The organism is Ruegeria sp. CDSC085, from assembly GCF_059610465.1.
The window spans coordinates 321,974-342,509 of record NZ_JBXWNR010000001.1 but is presented as its reverse complement, the minus strand read 5'-3'; the positions used below and the strand labels follow the sequence as shown (position 1 = coordinate 342,509).

At 56.5% G+C, this 20,536-nt stretch carries 22 protein-coding genes; 10 read left to right on the top strand and 12 right to left on the bottom strand.

From position 1 onward, the window contains the following. Positions 1-117: 117 nt before the first annotated feature. Entirely contained in the window at positions 118-1,026 is a 909-nt protein-coding gene (gene thyX / locus AC2FJB_RS01740; RefSeq protein WP_299636863.1) for an FAD-dependent thymidylate synthase, read from the top strand. Positions 1,027-1,480: 454 nt separating this feature from the next. On the opposite strand, the gene AC2FJB_RS01735 is transcribed toward thyX, so the two are convergent. Further along, positions 1,481-1,687, bottom strand: coding sequence for a cold-shock protein (locus tag AC2FJB_RS01735; protein ID WP_010439113.1), 207 nt, complete (start codon positions 1,685-1,687; stop codon positions 1,481-1,483). A 215-nt stretch (positions 1,688-1,902) separates the two neighbouring features. On the opposite strand from AC2FJB_RS01735, the gene AC2FJB_RS01730 reads away from it, so the two are divergent. Next, positions 1,903-2,220, top strand: coding sequence for an ArsC/Spx/MgsR family protein (locus AC2FJB_RS01730; RefSeq protein WP_496718650.1), 318 nt, complete (start codon positions 1,903-1,905; stop codon positions 2,218-2,220). Positions 2,221-2,260: 40 nt separating this feature from the next. Beyond that, the gene (locus AC2FJB_RS01725; protein ID WP_117868521.1) at positions 2,261-2,629 is read left to right on the top strand and encodes a hypothetical protein; all 369 of its coding nucleotides are present in this window, start codon (positions 2,261-2,263) and stop codon (positions 2,627-2,629) included. A gap of 1 nt (position 2,630) precedes the next feature. On the opposite strand, the gene AC2FJB_RS01720 is transcribed toward AC2FJB_RS01725, so the two are convergent. The 5 genes from AC2FJB_RS01720 to thrS all read right to left on the bottom strand — a co-directional run bounded on the left by AC2FJB_RS01720 (position 2,631) and on the right by thrS (position 7,316). Next, positions 2,631-3,149 carry a DoxX family protein gene (locus AC2FJB_RS01720; RefSeq protein ID WP_299636866.1) on the bottom strand — a complete coding sequence of 173 codons (519 nt, stop codon included), beginning with the start codon at positions 3,147-3,149 and terminating at the stop codon, positions 2,631-2,633. Then, complete coding sequence (locus AC2FJB_RS01715; RefSeq protein ID WP_117868523.1) at positions 3,146-3,907, bottom strand: HvfC/BufC N-terminal domain-containing protein; 762 nt, start codon at positions 3,905-3,907, stop codon at positions 3,146-3,148. Before AC2FJB_RS01715 ends, AC2FJB_RS01720 begins: the two co-directional genes overlap by 4 nt. Beyond that, entirely contained in the window at positions 3,904-4,761 is an 858-nt protein-coding gene (gene bufB / locus AC2FJB_RS01710) for an MNIO family bufferin maturase (protein ID WP_496718648.1), read from the bottom strand. Before bufB ends, AC2FJB_RS01715 begins: the two co-directional genes overlap by 4 nt. Positions 4,762-4,833: 72 nt before the next feature. Beyond that, a complete protein-coding gene (locus AC2FJB_RS01705) occupies positions 4,834-5,136 on the bottom strand; it encodes a BufA1 family periplasmic bufferin-type metallophore (RefSeq protein ID WP_117868525.1) in 303 nt (100 codons plus the stop codon). A gap of 221 nt (positions 5,137-5,357) precedes the next feature. Next, on the bottom strand, positions 5,358-7,316 hold the full coding sequence (gene thrS, locus AC2FJB_RS01700) for a threonine--tRNA ligase (RefSeq protein WP_496718645.1): 1,959 nt from the start codon (positions 7,314-7,316) through the stop codon (positions 5,358-5,360). Between the two features lie 194 nt (positions 7,317-7,510). On the opposite strand from thrS, the gene AC2FJB_RS01695 reads away from it, so the two are divergent. From AC2FJB_RS01695 to AC2FJB_RS01680, 4 genes are all read left to right on the top strand, one after another. Then, positions 7,511-8,260, top strand: coding sequence for an alpha/beta fold hydrolase (locus AC2FJB_RS01695; protein ID WP_496718678.1), 750 nt, complete (start codon positions 7,511-7,513; stop codon positions 8,258-8,260). Further along, positions 8,260-9,252 (top strand): alpha/beta hydrolase, encoded by a 993-nt coding sequence (locus tag AC2FJB_RS01690; protein WP_496718644.1) that lies wholly within the window; start codon positions 8,260-8,262, stop codon positions 9,250-9,252. Before AC2FJB_RS01695 ends, AC2FJB_RS01690 begins: the two co-directional genes overlap by 1 nt. A gap of 44 nt (positions 9,253-9,296) precedes the next feature. Continuing rightward, positions 9,297-9,911 carry a hypothetical protein gene (locus AC2FJB_RS01685; RefSeq protein ID WP_496718677.1) on the top strand — a complete coding sequence of 205 codons (615 nt, stop codon included), beginning with the start codon at positions 9,297-9,299 and terminating at the stop codon, positions 9,909-9,911. An 85-nt stretch (positions 9,912-9,996) separates the two neighbouring features. After that, the gene (locus AC2FJB_RS01680) at positions 9,997-10,707 is read left to right on the top strand and encodes an alpha/beta fold hydrolase (RefSeq protein WP_117872661.1); all 711 of its coding nucleotides are present in this window, start codon (positions 9,997-9,999) and stop codon (positions 10,705-10,707) included. Here the strand turns inward: AC2FJB_RS01680 and AC2FJB_RS01675 are convergent. Together AC2FJB_RS01675 and phaZ are read right to left on the bottom strand one after the other, a co-directional pair. Then, positions 10,704-11,291, bottom strand: a complete 588-nt coding sequence (locus tag AC2FJB_RS01675; protein ID WP_496718643.1) for a DUF6151 family protein — start codon at positions 11,289-11,291, stop codon at positions 10,704-10,706. The genes AC2FJB_RS01680 and AC2FJB_RS01675 overlap by 4 nt on opposite strands. A gap of 5 nt (positions 11,292-11,296) precedes the next feature. Beyond that, complete coding sequence (gene phaZ / locus AC2FJB_RS01670; protein ID WP_299636873.1) at positions 11,297-12,568, bottom strand: polyhydroxyalkanoate depolymerase; 1,272 nt, start codon at positions 12,566-12,568, stop codon at positions 11,297-11,299. 111 nt (positions 12,569-12,679) lie between these two features. Here phaZ and AC2FJB_RS01665 point away from each other — a divergent pair, with 111 nt between their 5' ends. From AC2FJB_RS01665 to phaR, 3 genes are all read left to right on the top strand, one after another. Continuing rightward, complete coding sequence (locus AC2FJB_RS01665) at positions 12,680-14,482, top strand: PHA/PHB synthase family protein (protein WP_299894367.1); 1,803 nt, start codon at positions 12,680-12,682, stop codon at positions 14,480-14,482. A 131-nt stretch (positions 14,483-14,613) separates the two neighbouring features. Continuing rightward, positions 14,614-15,060: a phasin family protein gene (locus tag AC2FJB_RS01660; protein ID WP_117868532.1), complete on the top strand. Its 447-nt coding sequence runs from the start codon at positions 14,614-14,616 to the stop codon at positions 15,058-15,060. 135 nt (positions 15,061-15,195) lie between these two features. Next, positions 15,196-15,747, top strand: coding sequence for a polyhydroxyalkanoate synthesis repressor PhaR (gene phaR, locus AC2FJB_RS01655; RefSeq protein ID WP_117868533.1), 552 nt, complete (start codon positions 15,196-15,198; stop codon positions 15,745-15,747). 64 nt (positions 15,748-15,811) lie between these two features. On the opposite strand, the gene AC2FJB_RS01650 is transcribed toward phaR, so the two are convergent. From AC2FJB_RS01650 to AC2FJB_RS01635, 4 genes are all read right to left on the bottom strand, one after another. Continuing rightward, positions 15,812-17,026 (bottom strand): DegT/DnrJ/EryC1/StrS family aminotransferase, encoded by a 1,215-nt coding sequence (locus AC2FJB_RS01650; protein ID WP_496718640.1) that lies wholly within the window; start codon positions 17,024-17,026, stop codon positions 15,812-15,814. A gap of 112 nt (positions 17,027-17,138) precedes the next feature. After that, the gene (locus AC2FJB_RS01645) at positions 17,139-18,443 is read right to left on the bottom strand and encodes an NAD(P)/FAD-dependent oxidoreductase (RefSeq protein WP_496718638.1); all 1,305 of its coding nucleotides are present in this window, start codon (positions 18,441-18,443) and stop codon (positions 17,139-17,141) included. 8 nt (positions 18,444-18,451) lie between these two features. Then, the gene (locus AC2FJB_RS01640) at positions 18,452-19,810 is read right to left on the bottom strand and encodes a glutamine synthetase family protein (protein ID WP_117868539.1); all 1,359 of its coding nucleotides are present in this window, start codon (positions 19,808-19,810) and stop codon (positions 18,452-18,454) included. After that, complete coding sequence (locus tag AC2FJB_RS01635; RefSeq protein WP_496718637.1) at positions 19,810-20,490, bottom strand: type 1 glutamine amidotransferase; 681 nt, start codon at positions 20,488-20,490, stop codon at positions 19,810-19,812. The genes AC2FJB_RS01640 and AC2FJB_RS01635 overlap by 1 nt, the downstream gene beginning before the upstream one ends. Between the last annotated feature and the right edge of the window lie 46 nt (positions 20,491-20,536).

Sequence of the window (20,536 nt, the reverse complement as noted above, 5' to 3'; positions counted from 1 at the left end):
GAGAGCGCTGGGTATGGTGAATTGAAAATTGCGCGGGTTGCGGCATATATCGCGGTTCCGGTGTTGCGATTGACGAGATATAGTAGGGGGCGACTCATTGCCAGAAAGGAAAATTTGATGCCGCTGTCCGCTGACCAACAGGCCGAGATCGAAGCGCAACGTGCGCAATCGCATCCCACTCGTCGCGTCGTTTCAGCGGGAATGGAAGATCACCTGTATACCGCGCATCAGGTTCTGGATCACGGTTTTGTTCGCGTCATTGACTACATGGGCGATGACGCCGCTATCTGTCAGGCTGCACGTGTGTCTTACGGCAAAGGAACCAAATCAGTTCAGAATGACGAAGGTCTGATCCGGTATCTGATGCGGCACTGGCATTCGACCCCATTCGAAATGTGCGAGGTCAAACTGCATGTGAAGCTGCCGGTCTTCGTGGCGCGGCAGTGGATTCGGCACCGCACGGCCAATGTAAATGAGTATTCGGCGCGGTATTCGATTCTGGATCGTGAGTTCTATATTCCCGCACCCGAACATGTCGCCGCCCAATCAGAAGTGAACAATCAGGGCCGTGGCTCGGCTCTGGAAGGGGAAGAGGCTGCACGTGTCCTGGACATCCTGAAGGCAGACAGTGCCCGGTGTTACGACAATTACGAGGCGATGATCAGTCAGGACGGGCAGCAGGGTCTGGCACGTGAACTGGCGCGGATGAACCTACCCGCAAACATCTATACGCAGTGGTACTGGAAGGTCGACCTTCACAACCTGTTCCACTTCCTGCGATTGCGCGCTGACCCTCATGCTCAGTACGAAATCCGCGTCTACGCTGATGCGATGTGCAAGATCGTCGCCGACTGGGTACCATTTGCCTACAAGGCCTTCGAAGACTACCGCCTTGGTGCCGTCAACCTGTCCGCTCAGATGGTCGAAAGCCTGCGGCGCATGCTGGCGGGCGAGGACGTCACACAGGAAAGCTCGGGTATGACGGCTCGAGAATGGCGCGAGTTCGAAGAGATCATTCGCAAATAGAACTTGAATTCGCACAGCGGTAGTTTATCCGGATTGTCATGGGATCGGAACGCTGGTTCCATGGCTCTTTTACTCAAGCTTGCGAATATTTCACGTGTGTCCGGGCTTGCATTGCATGTGCAGGCTGACGGCTCATTGCTTGGATTTGGTGAGGACTGTCGCACGTTTGCTCCAGAAACTAGAACGGCAATTCTGAGCGGAAGGCGTGGCAACGTACGTGCGAGGGCCCAGGCAGTTTGCGTAAGTCTGGACTATCCGGCTTGGGGGCTCGACCGCGGTCGTGACATACGCGAACGGGGTTTCCAGCACCGCGAAAAAGGACACAGACCAATACTGCCACGCCGATGCGAAGTCAGCGTGAGAACAATGGAACGAGACCGGTGAGGGGTGGCTGACGGCCGGAAAATTGGCCGCCATCCTTAATTGATTCACCCTGCAATCAGCAAGGATGTCGTTACAACGGCTTCAAATCAGAAGCCATTTGCCGACCGTCGCGTCCGTCCTCCAACTCGTAAGAGACTTTCTGATTGTCAGCGAGTCCGGTAAGGCCGGACCGTTCTACGGCCGAGATATGTACAAACACATCTTTGCCCCCTTCATCAGGGGCAATAAAACCATATCCTTTGGTGGTATTGAACCATTTCACGGTGCCGGTAGGCATGTCCCGTGTCTCCTTCTACTTACGCATTGTCCCACAAATTGGTGGGGGCTGTGGTGAGCGACATCGTAAACCCGACTGGATCGCTATTTCTGAACAGTCCAATTCACATGTTTCGCCTTTTTCAACATTGCACGGTGATGTAAAAAATCAAGAATAACTGCCTGAAACTGGCTAGTTTGCCCAAAATGCAATCAAATGCAGGAACAGTAAAATACATGCGCCTTTATGGACTGAAGACTTGTGACAGCTGTCGCAAGGCATTGAAAACGTTTCCAAATGCAGAGTTTGTAGATGTCCGCGGCGATGGCGTGCCGGACTCTGTGTTGTCGCAAGCGCTTGCCGCCTTCGGCGACGCTTTGCTCAACACAAGGTCCACAACATGGCGTGGTTTGGATGACAGCCAACGCGCGAAAACACCTTTGGAACTGTTGAAAGAGCATCCCACCCTGATGAAGCGACCGTTGATCGAGAAAGATGGAGATCTGTTTCTGGGCTGGACAGCCGAAACACGAACGCAGCTTGGTATTTCTTAAGGAATGCTTATGTGCCTGCATGTAAAAGTGAGGATGTTCAATGCGTAATGCCGCCATGATTTTGGGCGTTATCGCCGGATTGATCGGTATGATCGTCGGGTTTTTCGGATATGCGAAGGTGGTCGTGATCGATCACGTCGGCGAGATAGAAGGAGTTCTGAGGCAGGCAGACAACCCTGATCTGATTCAGGCCGTGTCGATCATTGCGCCTTTGTTGGCCATTGTCGGGGGGGCGATGGCGCCTGCGCGTGCTCTTTTTGCCGGAATCTTGCTGCTCATTTCAGCGGGAGCGATGTATTATGCATTCGGATTTGGTGTCTTCACCATGTTCCCGATTGCATTTGCCGGGGTTGCCGGGGTGCTTGGGCTGGCAGCGGGTAAACCGGACCAGCCCAAAGCGCATTTCTAGGTCATTTCAGACGCAGGATCCGATCAAGTGAAATGGGGCCCGCACCGTTGATCACGATCACCAGCATCAGGAACGTCCACATCGTGCGCTGATCCATAATGGATGGCGCTGCGTCGAACAGGCTGCCCAGTTTCACGCCATGGCCTGTAACGTCGACCAGAGTCTGCACCCAGATGAAACCGATCATACCCAAGGCGGCCAGGCGGGTGAACAGACCGACAAGCAGCAGCGCAGGAAGGACGAATTCTGCAACCGTGCCAAAGAAAATGACGATACGTTGGAAGAATGTCATTTGGGATACGTCATAAAGGACGGCTTCGGCTGCTTTGGGGAAAATCTGACCGAAGGCACCTGCCGAAGGTGAAAAGATCGAACCGTCGATCTTCAGCATTGCCGAGTTCCAGTAATAGACCAGAAGGACAGCGACAAAGACCAGCCGCGCCAGCGTTGGTGTAAGCCAGTTGGACGCAAGGTCCACCTTTCCCAGAACGTTGTTGTGAAGTGAGATCAGGGCAGTCATGTCTCCAGCCTTTCGATAGTCACAGAAGTTAGTGCACCGCCCTGTAGAAGCAGTGCCAGAGTGGTTCCAAGGTCAAATTCAGGTTGCGTCGCCGCGGTTTTCTCAAACGCTTCGCCGATCATGTCGCCACCTTGTATGTGGGTTATCCAGTCTGCTCCGCCAGCGGGCAGCAGCTGGGCAACCGGGTCGAATTCCGGGCGGGTGATCAACACATCCTCCGCTCGTGCAACCGGTTTCGGTGCGTCGGCGTCGGTGTTGAAGCGCCAGATCGCGTGAATAGGCCAGTCTGAACGTATCACCCGCATGGCAGGGGCAAATCGCAACCGGGCCCGCATGACCTGTTCGGGGTCTACGGCCAGAGCTTCTGCCGGGGCAGGTTGGCTGTCGGCGGCGTGGTACGACTTGCGCAAGGCAAGTTCCATCCGCGCCACATCCGGCAAGTAACCAAGATGCGATAGCTGCTGCATTCCAGCGAGAAATTCGGGAAAGGCTTCACCGTAGAACATCATCAGCGGTGAAGATGGCGGGTGCTGGCGCAGAAATATCCCGGCCAGCCCATCCATATTCCCAGAGCCCAGCAACTTGGTGATGACTGGAAACGCCTGATGCATCGCCTCGGTCAAGGACACGGCGATATTGTTGCGATAGACGCTGAACCGACGACCGGCTGGCTGCGCCTGGGCGTCCAGCAAACCTTCGGGGACAGGGGCTGACGCATCCATCATGGCTGCGCGAAATTCGGATTGCGAAACGCTCATGCCGGGATCCGTTCCAGGGCGGTCTGCGCGCGAACGGCCTCTTCTCGCAAAACGGGCCAGTCCGGTACGTCGGTGTCCCACTCGACCAGGACGGGCTTCGGCCCCGTCCGTTCCAGCACATAATCCAACAACGCCCAGACCGGATCGACGACTTCACGCCCGTGGCTGTCGATCAGCAGCGGGTGGCCGTGATCGTCTTCATCCTCGTCATGACCGCCAAGGTGAATTTCCCCCACTTTTTCCAGTGGATAGGCATCGATGTAACCCTGAGGAGAGAAATCCAGATTGGTGGCAGAGACAAAGACGTTATTGACATCCAGCAACAAGCCACATCCGGTACGACGTGCAATTTCGCGCAGAAAGTCGGGCTCTGACCAGGCGCTTTCTTCAAAAGCCAAATAGCTTGAGGGGTTTTCCAACAGCATCTGCCGCCCGACAGTATCCTGCACCTGATCGATATGATCGCAAACACGTGTCAGAGTTGCGTCGGTATAGGGCAAGGGCAGCAGGTCGTTGTAGAAATGGGTGTCATGGGTGGACCAGGCCAGGTGTTCGGAAAAGCTGGCAGGGTTCAGCCAACCCACCAGTTGTTTCAGCCGGGCCAGATGATCAGGGTCCAGTGCGCCTTCGCCGCCAATGGACAGGCCAACACCATGGACCGAGATCGGGAATTGTTCGGAAAGATGGCGCAGCTGCGCCAGAGGTCGCCCGCCATCGCCCATATAGTTCTCCGCATGAATTTCCAGCCATGCGACGGGCTGCGCGTGTTCAAGTATCTGAGCGAAGTGTTGCGGCTTGTAACCTACGCCCGGAGCTGCGGGCAGGCGGTTCGACCTGTGGGCATCATCCAACATGGGCCAGTTCCTTGATCACGAAAGGGAAGGGGCGGGCGATGGTGCCCGCCCCCTGAATTCGTCAGGCGCTTCTTATGCCGGCAGGTCGCGATCCTGAGCTTCCAGCGAGCCTTTGCGCGGTGCGCCGTCGGCCTGTGCGGGCAGTTCGATATCCGCGCAGGTGCCTGCATCGACCAGGGTCCATGCGTTGCCCTGATAATCAACGGTCGAGGTGCCCGCGCAAGTGGTGCCGGGGCCAGCGGCGCAGTCGTTCTGACCGGCCAGTGATACGCCATAGCATTTTTCTTTTGCCTGAGCGGATGCAGTGGTTGCGGCGCCCGATACGGCGGCTGCGACTGCGGTTGCGATAACCAGGGACTTAGCTGTGTTCGACATCTCGGTAATCCTCTTGATGACTGGGTATGTCTGCTTGTGACAATGACAAAGGTAGTAGCTTGGTAGACAGAGTTGAATTCACGAGCCCGTGTCTCACAAGCACGTCAAGGGGCGGCGTGCCCTCTTGCAGCGTAATGCATTGTTTTTGATGAATAAAGGGGGAAATGTTTCAATCCGGCCCCAAATCGGGGGCCAGATTTCTTGCGATTTCCTGCCGATTGTTACAGCAGATCTGGTGGGGTGGCTGCCTGCGACAGCTCGTTTGTTACAACGTCAAGCGGTTGTACCTGCGTCTGTTTTTCACCCAGACGCCGGACACTGACAGTGCGGTCGTCGACTTCGCGATGGCCGACGGCCAGAATGACCGGAACCTTGCCGACCGAATGTTCACGAACCTTGTAGTTGATCTTTTCGTTGCGAATGTCGGCTTCGGCCCGAACACCAGCTGCGCGCAGGGTTTCGACCACTTCGGCGACATAGTCATCCGCCTCAGAGGTAATAGACGCGACCACGACCTGACGCGGGGCAAGCCAAAACGGCAGCTTGCCTGCGTGTTCTTCGATCAGGATACCGATGAAACGTTCGAACGAACCCAAGGTTGCGCGATGCAGCATAACGGGACGGTGTTTACCGCCGTCAGCGCCGATATAGGTGGCGTCCAGACGCTCGGGCAGCACGAAGTCAACCTGGTGCGTACCGCATTGCCAATCGCGACCGATCGCGTCGGTCAGAACAAACTCCAGCTTGGGGCCGTAAAAGGCGCCTTCGCCGGGGTTGAGCTCCGGCTCGATCCCGGCAGCACGTGTCGCGCTGAGCAACGCGGCTTCGGCCTTGTCCCAGACTTCATCCGACCCCGATCGTTTCTCAGGGCGATCCGAGAATTTGACCGAGAAGTTTTCGAACCCCAAATCCTTGTAGATCCGGGACAGGAACCGGATGAATTCTGCGGTTTCTGACTCGATCTGGTCTTCGGTGCAGAAGATGTGCCCATCGTCCTGGGTGAAGCCGCGCACACGCATGATACCGTGCAGCGCACCTGACGGCTCATAGCGGTTGCACGAGCCAAACTCAGCCATACGCAGCGGCAGGTCGCGATAGGATTTCAGGCCCTGATTGAAGATCTGCACATGGCAGGGGCAGTTCATCGGCTTGAGCGCGTTGATCGCCTTTTCGCGCGCGTGCTCCTCGTCCACTTCGACGATGAACATGTTCTCCTGATACTTGTCCCAATGGCCCGATGCTTCCCACAGTTTGCGGTCCACAACCTGTGGCGTGTTGACTTCGACATAGCCGCCGTTGCGCTGCTGGCGGCGCATGTAGTCCTGCAACTGAGTGTAGATCGTCCAGCCGTTGGGGTGCCAGAAAATCTGACCGGGCGCCTCTTCCTGCATGTGGAACAGGTCCATTTCGCGGCCCAGCTTGCGATGGTCGCGCTTGGCGGCCTCTTCCAGCATATGCAGGTGCGCTTTCAGCTTTTCCTTACCGGTGAAGGCCACGCCATAGATACGCTGCAACATCGCGCGGTCGCTGTCGCCACGCCAATATGCGCCGGCGATGGACATCAGCTTGAAGGCATCCCCCGGAACCTGGCCGGTGTGTTGCAGGTGCGGACCACGGCATAGATCCTGCCAGTGGCCGTGCCAGTACATGCGCAGCGGTTCGTCGCCGGGAATGGCTTCGATTAGTTCGACCTTGTAGGGCTCGTTATTGGCTTTGTAGAACTCGATCGCGCGCTCGCGGTCCCAGACCTCGGTGGTGACGGGATCACGCTTGTTGATGATCTCTTTCATCTTTTTCTCGATGAGGCCCAGATCTTCCGGCGTGAACGGCTCTTCACGGTCGAAGTCATAATACCAGCCGTTTTCGATAACGGGACCGATAGTGACCTTGGTCGCGGGCCAGATTTCCTGAACTGCGCGGGCCATGATATGGGCCAGATCGTGGCGGATCAGTTCATTGGCCTGAACTTCATCCTTCATGGTGTGGATGGCGATCTGCGCGTCGGATTCGATAGGCCATTGCAGGTCCCAGTGCTTGCCATCCACGGTGGCCGAGATGGCCTTTTTGGCCAGCGAGGTTGAGATATCGGCAGCCACCTGCGCGGGCGTGACGCCTGCGTCGAAGGAACGTGCATTGCCATCGGGAAAGGTGAGAGAGACGGATTGAGAATCCAGGGCCATATCGGCTCTCCTCGTCGGTTTGGCGCCCACTGAACGCCCGGTTGCGGGTTATGTGTGTTCGGCTGATGTGGCAGGTGCAGCAATTTCTGTCAAGTGCTGCAGGGTGCTTTGGCTGACGCAACGAGACATCGAATTCAGGAATTGCGACCATCGAGCTGCCGTGCATGATGTTCCCCAAAGAGAAAGAGGATTTCATGGCAGCGACGGAATTTCTGGAAACGGCTCAGGGGCGGCGACTGGCTTATCACAAAAGCGAAGGGTCAGGGCCGACCATCGTTTTTCTGGGTGGGCTCAAATCGGACATGGAAGGCACCAAGGCCGTGCATCTGGAAGTTTGGGCGCAGGCGCGGGGGCAATCGTTCTTGCGGTTCGATTATTCCGGCCACGGCGAAAGCTCGGGCGCGTTCACCGAAGGTTGTATCGGTGACTGGCATCAGGACACATTGGCCGCAGTAATTGCATTGACGGACGGACCATTGATTGTGGTTGGCTCGTCGATGGGGGGATGGCAGGCATTGCTGCTGGCCAAGGTCATGCCCGAGCGAATTGCAGGCATGGTAACGATCGCCGCCGCGCCGGATTTCACGGAAGACGGTTACTGGGCGTCTTTCAGCGACGAACAAAAAGCCGCGTTGAACACTGTCGGCCATGTCGAGTTGCCGTCCGACTATATGGAACCCTATATCATCACCAAGCGCATGATCGAAGACGGACGTCAGAATTTGGTTCTGCGGGGCGCTCTGGATCTGCCGTTCCCGGTTCGTTTCCTGCAAGGCACCGCAGACACGGCGGTTTCGACCGAAACAGCCGTGCGGTTGCTGGAACATGCTGCGGGTCCCGACATGCGGCTGTTGTTGGTCAAGGGGGCTGATCATCGCTTCTCGGACGAGAAGTGCCTGGGCCTGATCGAGACCGCGGTTCTTGACGTGTTGGGAGAAGCCTGATGCGGCGCTTTGGTTGGATTCTGGGGCGCGCTCTTCTGGCGCTGGTTGTTCTCGGCGGCCTGGTTTACTGGTTCGGCCCGCGCGAGGAAGTGAACCTGCACCCGACTTTTGATTCCCGGAAATTTGGAGAAGGTGTTCAGGTTTATTTTGAAAGCACCGAGTCCGCCTATGATGATATCGTTCCAGGTGTCGAAAAGCGCGTGGTCTGGCAGGACGGGTTCAAGGAACAGCGCACGCCGTATTCTGTTCTGTACATCCACGGTTTTTCAGCAAGTTCTGAGGAAATCCGCCCCGTGCCTGATCTGGTGGCTGACGCTTTGGGGGCCAATCTGGTTTTCACGCGGTTGCAAGGTCACGGTCGGGATGGGCCGGCGATGGCCGAGGGTACTGCCTCGGGCTGGATGCAGGACATGGCCGAAGGGCTGGCAGCGGCGCGTGCGGTCGGAGAGAAGGTGATCGTCCTTTCCACCTCGACCGGAGGAACACTGGCGGCGGCCGCTGCGTTGGATGTTGACCTCAGCCGGGACGTGGTTGGCATGGTCTTTGTCTCGCCGAACTTTGGTGTGAATACCGTCGCGGCGTGGGTGCCTTCCTTACCTTGGGCAAGGATCTGGTTGCCCGTTCTCATGGGGCCAGAACGCGATGTGTCAGGGCCGGACCCCGAGAAGAACAAGTACTGGACGTCGGTCTACCCATGGGAAGCCGTCGTGCCGATGTCCGTGCTGGTGGATACGGTCTATGCGCTGGATTTCTCTGAGGCCCTGATACCCGCTTTGTTCTGGTTTTCGGATGATGATCAGGTTGTGCGGCCGGACCGGACGCACAAAGTGGCTCAGGCCTGGGGCGCTCCGGCAACGGTCAAGCTGGTTACGATGGGGCCGGATGACGATCCGTCTTCACACGTTATCGCGGGGCGGTTGATGTCGCCGGGTCAAACCGACGCGGCCGTTGCTGGTATACTGGAGTGGCTCAAGGGCTTGGGGGTGGATTAAATCCTGATCGGAAAAAAGGATGCAAGATGCGTAAGCCGGGCAGCATGTGGAGCCTTGAGACCCTGGGCCGCGTCCGCTTGTCCCGGCACTTCTTCATGCGTGATTTTCTGTATTCGGAAATCGGCAACTTCCACCAAAAGCAGAATATTCCGGACAACCCGGATCTGGCTATCGAAACAGGTCGCGCGTTTTGCGAAACCCTTCTTGACCCCTTGGAAGAAACATTTGGCCGGGTCGCCGTCAGGTCGGGCTACCGCTCACCGTCCTTGAACCGGTTTGGCAATGAAAACAAACTGAACTGCGCCCGAAACGATAATCCGTTGGAATGCCATATCTGGGATCACGGGGAAGGGGATGCGCGGATCGCCGGGGCATCCATCGTCATCCCGTGGTTCGCGGATCAATATGCGCAAGGCAGGGATTGGCGGGATCTGGCGTGGTGGATGCACGATCATCTGGAGTATTCCGAAATCTGGTTCTTCCCCAAGTTAAGCGCGTTCAACCTTGTGTGGCGGCCCAGGCCGCATCGTCGGATCGACAGCTACATTGCTCCGCGTGGATGTCTGTTGAGGCCCGGCACTGAGCCGGGTGAAGACCTTTCTGCCCGACAAGCCCGTTACGCCGATTTTCCGGCATTTCGAGCAATCGCCTACCCATGAAGTTTTCCTTGCCCGGCTGCGGCAAAACTTTCATCCTGAGAACAACTGGAAGGACTCGGAAAACCGAGCAGATGGAGACCCCCGCGTGATCGAGCCGCTGGTGTTGTTGCCTGGATTGATGTGTGATGCCCGCCTGTTTCGGCCTCAAATCGAGGTACTGTCACGGGCACGGCCTGTCACCGTTGCGCCGATATCCGGAGGTGAGCGTATCGAAGAAATCGCCTCGGGGATGTTGGATCAGCTTCCCCATCGGTTTGCCCTGGTCGGGCAGAGCATGGGCGGTGTTGTGGCGTTGGAGTTGATCCGGCGGGCACCGGAACGGGTGTCGCGCCTGTGTCTGATGTCGACAGACGCTCAGGCGGATACACCTCATATCGCAGCCAGTCGTGAGGACCTGATTATTGGCGCTCAGGGTGGGCGGCTGGAAGAAATCATGCGCCAACTGGTCGGCACCGATACATTGGCGCCGGGGCCAAAGCGAATCCCAATTCTGAATGATCTTTTGACAATGGCGAATGATCTGGGCGCCGAGACATTCGTTCGTCAAATGCGTGCCTTGCAGCGCCGGCCCGACCAACAGGGAACGTTGCGCCGCATCAAAGCCCCCACTTTGATCATGTGCGGCGTGCATGACACGCTTACCCCTGTCAAACGCCACTCGTTCATGTCTGACCTGATACCGGAGGCAGAGTTGAAGGTTGTCGAAAATGCGGGGCATCTTCTAACGCTTGAAGCACCTGATGCCGTGAATAACGCCTTGGAAACCTGGCTGAATATCCCGCAACGGTTTGACTAAGGGTAAAGCGCTGCGCGTTCGTCTTTCGAAATCACATTCGGTGTCACTGAAGGTTCGCCGGTCTCGTGGTTAAAAAACGGCGTATTCTTCCACTGTCCTGACAGGCGTGATCGCAAGGCGCGGTGCAAAAGGCCAAACGCCGCAAACCTGACCTTTTCGTGTTTTTGTTTTCCATTGGGTCGAGGGACAAACCCGCGGGTCGTGACCGGCCCCAATGCGGAAACATCACCGGTAATCCTGCCGACAATTAATCCTGCAAAAGGTAAACGTGCAGTCTGTGGCGTCGTCGCCAACGGGGCGTTGCAGCAGCTGGCGTACCATCTCAGCATACCATTTGGGCTTAGTTTCATGGCCGAAAGGAATTGACCGCCAGCGGTAAAATCGATTTCATCCGGTGCCATCTGGAAAATGTCAACCGGGCCGGGGGCCGGGTCGGGCTGCCGGAAAAACAGCTGCGCCGCGCGGCAGTCATGACAAAAACACTCGACATGGGTTCCAAGCCGAACACCTCGGTCCGAGATTTGACCCTTCAACTGGCCGCAAATGCAGGAAAAGGCGAGACCAACATGTGTCGGCCCGCCCATGTTCTTCAGGCGACCTTGTTGCTATTCGCTGCGCGGCGGCGTTTCTTGCGGCTGTTTTCGTTCATGAAATCAATCACAAGCGGGCGGATGTTGTCGCGCCAGCTGCGGCCTGCGAAGATGCCATAATGGCCCGCGCCCGGCTCTACGTGGCTGGCTTTTTTGCTGTCTGGCAAGCCGGTGCACAGGTCCAGTGCAGCAATGCATTGACCGGGGGCCGAGATATCGTCATTCGCACCTTCGACCGATTTCACCGCAACGTCGGTAATCTTGCCGATATCAACCTTGTGGCCAGCGACAACAAATTCGTTGCGCGCAATCTCGCGGTTCTTGAAGACGCGTTCGACCGTCGACAGGTAAAATTCGGCCGTCATGTCCATGACCGCAAGGTATTCATCATAGAAACGGTTATGCGCATCCAGATCCGAGGCTTCGTTGCGGGTAACGCGTTGAATCTGATCGGAAAACGCCTTGGAGTGGCGATCGGCGTTCATCGACATGAACGAGGCCAGTTGCAGCAGGCCGGGATAGACCATACGCCCGACACCTTTGTACTTGAAGCCGACCCGTTGAATCATGGTCTCTTCCAGCTGACCCATCGTGACACGTCGTCCAAAGTCGGTAACGTCAGTCGGAGTTGCGTCCGGGTCCACCGGCCCGCCAATCAGTGTCAGAGTACTGGGTTGAGCCTTGGGTTCCACCTCGGCCAGATAGGCAGTGGCCGCCAATGTCAGCGGGGCGGGCTGACACACCGCCACGACATGCGTGTCCGGCCCGAGTTCCTTCATGAAATCCACAAGGTAGAGAGTGTAATCCTCGACATCGAACTTGCCTGCAGACACAGGAATATCGCGCGCGTTATGCCAATCGGTGATGTAAACCTCACAATTGACCAGCAGGCTTTTGACGGTCGAGCGCAGCAGCGTGGAATAGTGGCCGGACATGGGCGCAACCAGCAGGACCTTGCGCGGTTGTTCTTCCCGGCCGTTGACACGGAAATGAACCAGATCGCCAAAGGGGCGTTCCAGAACAGTCGTGATCTCGACCAGATGATCCTTGCCGTCTTCGCAGGTGAAGGTTCGAATGCCCCAGTCAGGTTTGACAACCATTCGCTGGAAGGTCCGTTCAGTCACTTCGCCCCATGCGGCCATCCAGCTGAACGCCGGGTTGGGTGTCATGGAAAACAGCGGGTAGGACGCCATCGCGCTTGCGGTTGCACCAAGCCACTGGTTGGTGTTACGCATGGACTCCATGAGGTCGTAGGTCATCATATAGCGCATAAATGGGGCCTCCTGAGTGTCAGCCTGAGAGTTCGGACCATTCGTCGCTTTGCCCCCCAGCACCCACGACGTTATTCTGCATAGCAGCGAGGTTAGGGTGGAATTGTTAAAATGACAACTAGCGAAGGCCAAATGCCAGACGTGTCCGAAGAACATATTGAACGAATTAAAGAAAATATGGAAAAGGTCGAGCAGCTCTCGAAGCGCCTGATCGAGATTATGGCGTCAAAAAAGCCGCACACCCCTGCGCTGGACGGCCCGAATCAAGAGCTTTTTGCACGAGCAGCAACGGCGTATTGGGCCGAGGCATGGCAAAACCCCGCCAAGTTATTGGAGCAGCAAATAGAATTCTGGGGAAAGTCGGTTTTGAACTTTGCCGAAGCGCAGAAAACGCTAACCTCAGCAGAAGACGAAAACGAGCTGGCCAAATCGGGTGACAAGCGGTTTTCCAATCCCCTTTGGGAAAAAAACCCGTATTTCCGCCTGATCCGCCAGCAATATCAGACAAATGCAGAAGCTATTGCTCAGGCAGTTTCGTCGGTAGATGATCTGGATGCCAAAGACAAACGACGCCTGCAATATTTCTCGCAACAGATTATTGACATGATGGCGCCGACGAATTTTCTGGCGACCAATCCGGATGCCCTGCAAAAAGCAGTCGAGACCGAAGGTCAATCGCTGGTTAAGGGGTTGGAGAATCTGGTTTCAGACCTTGAGGCCAATGACGGCGAGTTGGTCGTGAAACTGGCAGATGAAAGCGCGTTCAAGGTTGGTGGAAACCTGGCGACAACGCCGGGTGAGGTCGTGTATCGCAACCGGATGATGGAACTGATTCAATACAAGCCGGTGACCGAAACGGTTTACGAAACACCCATCGTTCTTTTCCCGCCCTGGATCAACAAGTTCTATATTCTGGATCTGAAAGCCCAGAACAGCATGATCAAATGGATCACCGAGCAGGGCTATACCCTGTTTGTCGTGAGCTGGGTTAACCCGGATGAAAGCTATGCCGAAACCGGCATGGAGGATTATGTCCAAGACGGTTTCCTGACGGCAATCGAGACGGTGAAGAAGATCTGCAAGGTCAAACAGGTCAACGCTGTGGGCTATTGCATCGCAGGCACAACGTTGAGCCTGACTTTGTCTTTGCTGAAGCAGCGCGGAGACAAGTCCGTCAAGTCGGCAACTCTGTTTACGGCACTGACGGATTTTTCCGATCAGGGTGAGTTCACGCCATTCCTGCAAAACGACTTCATCGACGGAATCGAAGAAGAAGTGAACAAGGAAGGCGTTCTGCGGTCGTGGATCATGGCGCGCACCATGTCGTTCCTGCGATCACGCGACCTAGTTTATGGTCCAGCCATTCGCAGCTACATGATGGGAGAGGTGCCTCCGGCATTTGATTTGCTCTACTGGAACGGCGATGGTGCTAACCTGCCGGCAAAAATGGCCGTGGAATATCTGCGAGGTCTCTGCCAGCGCAACGAATTCGCCACCGACGGTTTTGAGTTGATGGGGCACAAGCTGAAACTCGAAAACGTGGATGTGCCTCTGATGGCCATCACCTGCGAAACCGACCACATCGCGGCATGGAAAGACTGTTACCGCGGCGTGCAGAAAATTGGCTCGCGGTCCAAGACCTTCGTGGTTTCAGAATCGGGTCATATTGCGGGCATCGTGAACCCGCCCAGCAAGAAAAAGTATGGCCACTATACCAACCCGGATATGAAGCCGGACGCTAGCACCTGGCTGAAAGAAGCTGATTTTCACGAGGGGTCCTGGTGGCCCATGTGGAACGCTTGGTTGAAGAAGCGGTCCGGAAAGCAGGTTCCGGCACGCGAACCGGGCGATTCGAAGCACCCCAGCCTTACCCCCGCACCTGGAACCTATGTTGTTGCTAAGCCAAACGGCTGATTTCATTTTGAAACTTAAAAAATTCTGCATTGCAGCAAGAAAAAACTTGCAATGCTGCGATGCAGCAATCATATTGTCCTCAAGCTGATGAAAGCCGGGGTGGGCCCGGACCGGCTAAAAGGATTAGGACAATGGCAAAGACCCAAGACTTTACCGCGATCATGAAAGACATGATGGGTGCATTCCCGGTGGACACCACCGCAATGGAAGGCGCATTCAAATCGACCGCTTCGCTGAACGAGAAGCTGTCGGGCGTTGCTCTGGAAGCTGCTGAGAAATCGGCCGAGATCTCGAACAAATGGACCAAGGACACCCTGGCCAAGCTGAGCGAGATGTCTAAAGCCAAGGCAGAGCCTGCTGATTATGCAAAAGCCGCAACCGACTTCGCAAGCGCGTCGGCTGAAGTTGCTGCTGAAAACATGGCCGCTTTTGCTGAGATCGCGAAAAAAGTTCAGACCGAAACGGTTGAACTGCTGATGGCTGCTGGCAAAGACGTTGCGGAAGAAACAACCGCCGCCGTCAAAAAAGCGACCAACGAGGTCACCACTGCAGCCAAAAAAGCTGCAACTGCAAAGTAAGAAACGTCCGCGAAACGCACCCAACCCTCCCATTAGGTGCAATCGCGTTGGGCAGGTCCATTGACCTGCCCTTTCTTTTTGTGCTGCACTCGCATAACCTGTGCTGCAACGCATCATCCTTGGGGAGGGAATCCGGTGTCGGACCAAGAAAAACCGCTGCTGATCAAGCGCTATGCCAGCCGTCGGCTGTATAACACCGAGACCAGCGATTACGTGACGCTCGAAGATATCGCGGGTTTCATCCGTGACGGGCGCGAAGTACAGATCATTGATCTGAAAACCGGCGATGACCTGACGCGCCAGTATCTTCTGCAAATCATTGCCGAACATGAAAGCCGCGGTGAGAATGTGCTGCCGGTGAATGTACTGAACGATCTGGTCCGTAGTTATATGCTTCCGGGTGGGGGCATGATGCCTCAGTTCCTGCAAAGCTCGTTCGAGATGCTGCGGGAAAGTCAGAGCAAGATGGTGGAAAACATGAGTGCCATGAACCCGATGTCTCAGATGCCGGGTTTTGATGCATTGCAGGCGCAGCAGCAGGCTTTCCTGAAGGCGATGACCGGTGGGCTGTCAGGCGGATGGTCCGGTCCGGACAAGGACGAGGGAAAGTCTGAACCGAAAGAGGATCTGGAGGACATCAAGAAGCAGCTGGCGGAATTGCAGCAAAAACTGTCCAAGCTGAACTGATTTGTTCCGAACAAAGAAAAAGGCCCGCGCTATGCGGGCCTTTCTTGTTTGAAGTGCTGTCGTTTTACGTTCCATAAACCGGCATCGGGCCGGTCACTTCGCCAACCGATGCCAGCAGGATGTCTGCAATCACGTCCAGCTCATCGCGCGTCAGGCGCACGGGCAGACGAACATCGCACGCCTTCATCAGCATTTCGCGTGTCCTGGGCAGATCGAAAGTTTCCGGAAGGAACTGCCAGTTCCAGAAGGCGCGGGCATTGTCCTCGCTCAGGCCGAACACCTGAACTTTGACGCCGCGCGCCTCGGATGCTTCGGCAAAGGCGCGGATCTCATGTTCCTGCATCCCGACCAGATTGAATTGGATCGAATCCGGCGCACGCTGCTCGGGGGGCAGCGGGGCAGGAACCTCGATATGGGGAGAGGTGTTCAGGCGACCGGCCACATAATCGTGGTTCGCCAGGCCATCGCGGACGCGGCGCGCCAGTTCCGGAATTTGTGGACGGATCACGGCGGCGCTGAGGTTGCTCAGGCGAAGGTTGTACAGCGGCAGCTTGTTCTGCCAGCGGGCAAAGGCCTCTTCCAGTTCGGGTGAGTTGTCGCCCTGCGGGCCTTTGTGTTTCTTCCAATTGTGTTCATAGGCTCCCGACATGATGACGGCCCGCGCGACAAGATCTGCATCATTCGTGATCAGGATGCCACCTTCGCCGGCATTGATCATCTTGTAGGATTGGAACGAGAAACACCCGACCTTTCCGATCGTTCCGATATTGCGGCCGTGCCAAGTGGTGCCCAGCGAATGCGCGGCATCCTCAATCACAGGAATGTTGCGAGCGTCGCACAACGCCATGATCGCATCCATGTCGGATGTATGCCCACGCATGTGGCTGATGATGACCGCCTGAACGTTGTCCAGTTTGGCTTCGAAATCGGCAATGTCGATGCGGTAGTTTTCGCCCACTTCGCACAGAACGGGAATGCAATCGGCGTGGACAATTGACGACGGCACGGCTGCGAAGGTGAAGCCCGGGGTCAGAACACGCGCATCGCGGGGCAGATCAAGCGCCTTGAGCGACAGAAACAGCGCGGCCGAGCAGGACGACACCGCAAGGGCGTATTTCGTGCCCAACAATTCCGCAAACTCTGCCTCAAGCAAGGCCACCGGGGCATCCTGCGGTGCGGTATAGCGGAACAGATCGCCCGACTGCATCAGGTCGTCAATGGCATCTTTTGCGGCTGTGGGGATGGGTTCGGCGGCATGAACGTTTGGTGGAAGCATCATATTTGGATTTCCCGAATATTGTCTTTGGGAAAGGTAAAGCTATTCATGGGGCAATCCAAGCCCTCAATCGCCGGTTGGCGAAAATTCACCAATCTGTCGCAATTTAGGTGGATCAGATCCCAAGCCGGTCGCGCAGCGCGAACCACGTCATGGCCAGCACAAGCAGCGGATTGCGCAGGGCAGGGCCGCCGGGGAAAGACAGCGCGGGCACCCGTGCCATCGTGTCAAACCCTTCGGCCTGACCCTGAATGGCCATCGCCATGAGTTGCCCGGCATGGGTCGCAGTGCCGACACCGTGACCGGAATATCCCGAAGCTGAAAGGATATTGGGTGCGACACGGGCCAAATACGGCATCCGCCGCATGGTGATGGCCAGCGTTCCACCCCACGCATAGTCGATTTTCGCGTCCTGCAGATGCGGGAAAATCTCGGTCATGGGTTTGCGGACCTTGGCGGCGACATCCGATGGAAAGCGGTAGCCATAGCTTTCACCGCCTCCGAACAAGAGGCGACCATCAGCACTGAGGCGAAAGTAGTTCACTACGAATTTTGTATCTGCGACTGCCACATCCCGGGTCAAAACCCTCGCGGCGTCCTTTCCAAGGGGTTCGGTGGCCGCGATGAAATTATTGATGGGCATGACCCTGGCGGCGACGGAACGATTAAGATTGCCCAGGTACCCGTTGCAGGCCAGAATGACGTGCTCGGCCCGAACATTGCCGTGTGCAGTTCGGATCACCGCAGGCTGGGTTTCGTCAATCCCCATAACCTCGGTGCTTTCAAAGATACGAACACCCGCTTTGGCCGCGGCTTGCGCCAATCCCAACGCAAAGTTCAAAGGGTGCAGATGTGCCGCACCCATGTCCAGATACCCGCCCTTGTAAGCGGGTGATGGGCAAAGCGCGTGACCTGCGTTTTCGTCCAACAATTCGATCTGGTCATATCCGTACCGCTCAGAAAGATGGCCAGCGTGGTCATGCAGTTCTTTCTGCTCAGATCTGCTCAGGCCCAGGACGGCGACCCCGGGTTTCAGGTCACACGCGATCTGGTGTCTGGCGATCAGGGATTTGACCAGATCCTTGGCGTCTTCGGCCAAATCCCACAGCTTGGCGGCGTCAGCATCGCCAACAAGACGTTCGAGGTCTTCCTGATCCATCCGCTGCGCGCTGCCCAATTGGCCGCCGTTTCGGCCTGACGCGCCAAAGCCGACACGGTGGGCTTCAAGCAGCACGACGTCGAACCCGGCTTCGGCCAGATGGAGAGCCGCGGACAGCCCTGTATAACCGCCACCGACTACACACACATCCGCTTTGGTGTCTTCTGGCAACTCAGGAAAGCGATCCATCGGATTTGCCGTCGCAGCATACCAGCTGTCCGGGTACTCACCCTTGCAGTCATTGGAATAGAGCAGGTTCACGGAAGGTCTCAGACGTTGATCAGCAGGTGTTCACGTTCCCAAGGAGAGATGACCTGCAGGAACTCTTCGTACTCGGCCCGTTTGACGATGCCGTAAACGCGGGCGAATTCGGGGCCCAGAACCTCGTGCAGGGCAGTGGCCTCGTCAAACAGATCCAGCGCTTCTCCCATGACCTGTGGGATATCTCCTTCGCCTTCATAAGCGTCGCCATAGAACTGACGACGCGGGCGCTCTTGCTGAACCAATCCCAGATAACCGCAGGCCAGCGACAGCGCGATGCCCAGATACGGGTTGCAGTCCATCCCGGCGATGCGGTTCTCAACACGGCGCGCTTCCGGACCCGACAGGGGCACACGGATGCCGGTGGTACGGTTGTCCCGTGCCCATTCCAGATTTATCGGTGCCGCGTGATCTTTCACATAGCGCCGGTAGGAGTTAACGTAAGGTGCCATCACCGCCAGACCGGCGGGCAGATGGTTCTGCAACCCGGCGATAAAGTGATAAAAGGCGTCGGTCTCGCCACCCTGTGGTCCGGAAAAGATGTTCTGCCCGGTTTCCATGTCGATGATCGAGTGATGGATGTGCATGGCCGAACCCGGTTCTTCCTCGATCGGTTTCGCCATGAAAGTGGCGAAACAATTGTGCCGCAGCGCGGCCTCACGGATCAGACGTTTGAAATAAAAGACTTCGTCAGCGAGTTTTACCGGGTTGCCATGGCGCAGATTGATTTCCAACTGCCCGGCACCGCCTTCTTGCGTGATGCCGTCGATCTCGAACCCCTGATGTTCGGCGAAATCATAGATGTCGTCGATCACCGGGCCGAACTCGTCCACCGCCGTCATGGAATAGGCCTGCCGTGCGGCGGCGGGGCGACCTGAGCGCCCAATCATTGGCTTGATCCCTTGTGCCGGATCGACATTAGGAGCAACAAGAAAGAATTCCATCTCGGGTGCTACAACCGGTTTCCAGCCTTTGTCGTGGTAAAGCTGAACAACACGTTTCAGCACGTTGCGCGGGCTGTATGGGATCGGTTCACCATCCCGGTTGTAGGCGTCGTGGATCACCTGCAGCGTCCAGTCGCCGGTCCAGGGTGCGGCGGTGGTTGTCGAGAAATCGGGTTTCAGGATCATGTCCTTTTCGATGAACCCGTCATCACCGGCAGCTTCGCCCCAGCCCCCTGTGATGGTCTGGTAGAAGATGCTGTCGGGCAGGTGGAAATAGGATTGCTTTGCGAATTTTGATGCAGGCACCGCCTTGCCGCGCGCAATACCCGGCAGGTCTGAAATGATGCATTCAACTTCGTCCAGTCTCTGTCCATGGAAATACGCCTTGGCGGCTTCCGGCAGTTTATCAGTCCAATCAGCCATCAGGCTCTCTCTTTCTTTAGAAAATCGGCCATGTGGCGCGCGATTTTGGCGTTGTCGTCCGGAGCGGTTTCGCGATTTGCGGCTTCGCGCATCAGATCCTCCGGGACGACGCCCTTGCCCCGTGTCCGCATCAGGCCTGCCACGAAACCGTTGGTGAATTCCGGGTGGGCCTGAACCGTCCAGATTGTGTCCCCATAAGCCAGCATCGCGTTTTCGCAGAAGGCATTCCGGCCCAGAACCCGCGCCTCTTTTGGCAATTCAACAACCTGATCCTGATGCCAGGCATTCAGCCATAATTTGTTGCCATCATACTCGTATTCAGTACGACCTACAGCCCAACCTCCAGCGAACTTCTCGACCTTGCCACCCAGTGCCTGAGCAATGATTTGATGGCCAAAGCAAACGCCAATCAGCGGTTTTCCGCTTTGTTGGATCTCGCGCACCAACGCTTCCAGCGGCGCAATCCAGGGCAGGGCTTCGTAAACCCCGTGACGAGACCCGGTAATGACCCATCCATCCGCATCATCTGCACTATCGGGGAAGGTGCCGTCCACGACGGCAAAGGTCACGAACTCGAACCCATTGCCATCCAACAGCGTGGGGAAAAGCTCGTCATAATCCCCGAATTCATCCTGCAGCACTTCGGGGGTGTGGCCGGTTTGTAAAATACCGATTTTCATGTGTCACCAAATTTGATCAAATTAATCCTAACCGAGACTGAGTTAA

Bases quoted from the DNA above. Each gene is read 5' to 3' on its own strand.
- AC2FJB_RS01665 (WP_299894367.1), top strand. From the start codon at position 12,680: ATGACAACTAGCGAAGGCCAAATGCCAGACGTGTCCGAAGAACATATT.
- AC2FJB_RS01650 (WP_496718640.1), bottom strand. From the start codon at position 17,026: ATGATGCTTCCACCAAACGTTCATGCCGCCGAACCCATCCCCACAGCC.
- AC2FJB_RS01660 (WP_117868532.1), top strand. From the start codon at position 14,614: ATGGCAAAGACCCAAGACTTTACCGCGATCATGAAAGACATGATGGGT.
- AC2FJB_RS01675 (WP_496718643.1), bottom strand. From the start codon at position 11,291: ATGGGCGGGCCGACACATGTTGGTCTCGCCTTTTCCTGCATTTGCGGC.
- AC2FJB_RS01735 (WP_010439113.1), bottom strand. From the start codon at position 1,687: ATGCCTACCGGCACCGTGAAATGGTTCAATACCACCAAAGGATATGGT.
- AC2FJB_RS01715 (WP_117868523.1), bottom strand. From the start codon at position 3,907: ATGAGCGTTTCGCAATCCGAATTTCGCGCAGCCATGATGGATGCGTCA.
- AC2FJB_RS01725 (WP_117868521.1), top strand. From the start codon at position 2,261: ATGCGTAATGCCGCCATGATTTTGGGCGTTATCGCCGGATTGATCGGT.
- AC2FJB_RS01640 (WP_117868539.1), bottom strand. From the start codon at position 19,810: ATGGCTGATTGGACTGATAAACTGCCGGAAGCCGCCAAGGCGTATTTC.
- bufB (WP_496718648.1), bottom strand. From the start codon at position 4,761: ATGTTGGATGATGCCCACAGGTCGAACCGCCTGCCCGCAGCTCCGGGC.
- phaZ (WP_299636873.1), bottom strand. From the start codon at position 12,568: ATGCGCTATATGATGACCTACGACCTCATGGAGTCCATGCGTAACACC.
- AC2FJB_RS01695 (WP_496718678.1), top strand. From the start codon at position 7,511: ATGGCAGCGACGGAATTTCTGGAAACGGCTCAGGGGCGGCGACTGGCT.
- AC2FJB_RS01720 (WP_299636866.1), bottom strand. From the start codon at position 3,149: ATGACTGCCCTGATCTCACTTCACAACAACGTTCTGGGAAAGGTGGAC.
- AC2FJB_RS01690 (WP_496718644.1), top strand. From the start codon at position 8,260: ATGCGGCGCTTTGGTTGGATTCTGGGGCGCGCTCTTCTGGCGCTGGTT.
- AC2FJB_RS01635 (WP_496718637.1), bottom strand. From the start codon at position 20,490: ATGAAAATCGGTATTTTACAAACCGGCCACACCCCCGAAGTGCTGCAG.
- AC2FJB_RS01705 (WP_117868525.1), bottom strand. From the start codon at position 5,136: ATGTCGAACACAGCTAAGTCCCTGGTTATCGCAACCGCAGTCGCAGCC.
- AC2FJB_RS01685 (WP_496718677.1), top strand. From the start codon at position 9,297: ATGTGGAGCCTTGAGACCCTGGGCCGCGTCCGCTTGTCCCGGCACTTC.
- AC2FJB_RS01730 (WP_496718650.1), top strand. From the start codon at position 1,903: ATGCGCCTTTATGGACTGAAGACTTGTGACAGCTGTCGCAAGGCATTG.
- thyX (WP_299636863.1), top strand. From the start codon at position 118: ATGCCGCTGTCCGCTGACCAACAGGCCGAGATCGAAGCGCAACGTGCG.
- thrS (WP_496718645.1), bottom strand. From the start codon at position 7,316: ATGGCCCTGGATTCTCAATCCGTCTCTCTCACCTTTCCCGATGGCAAT.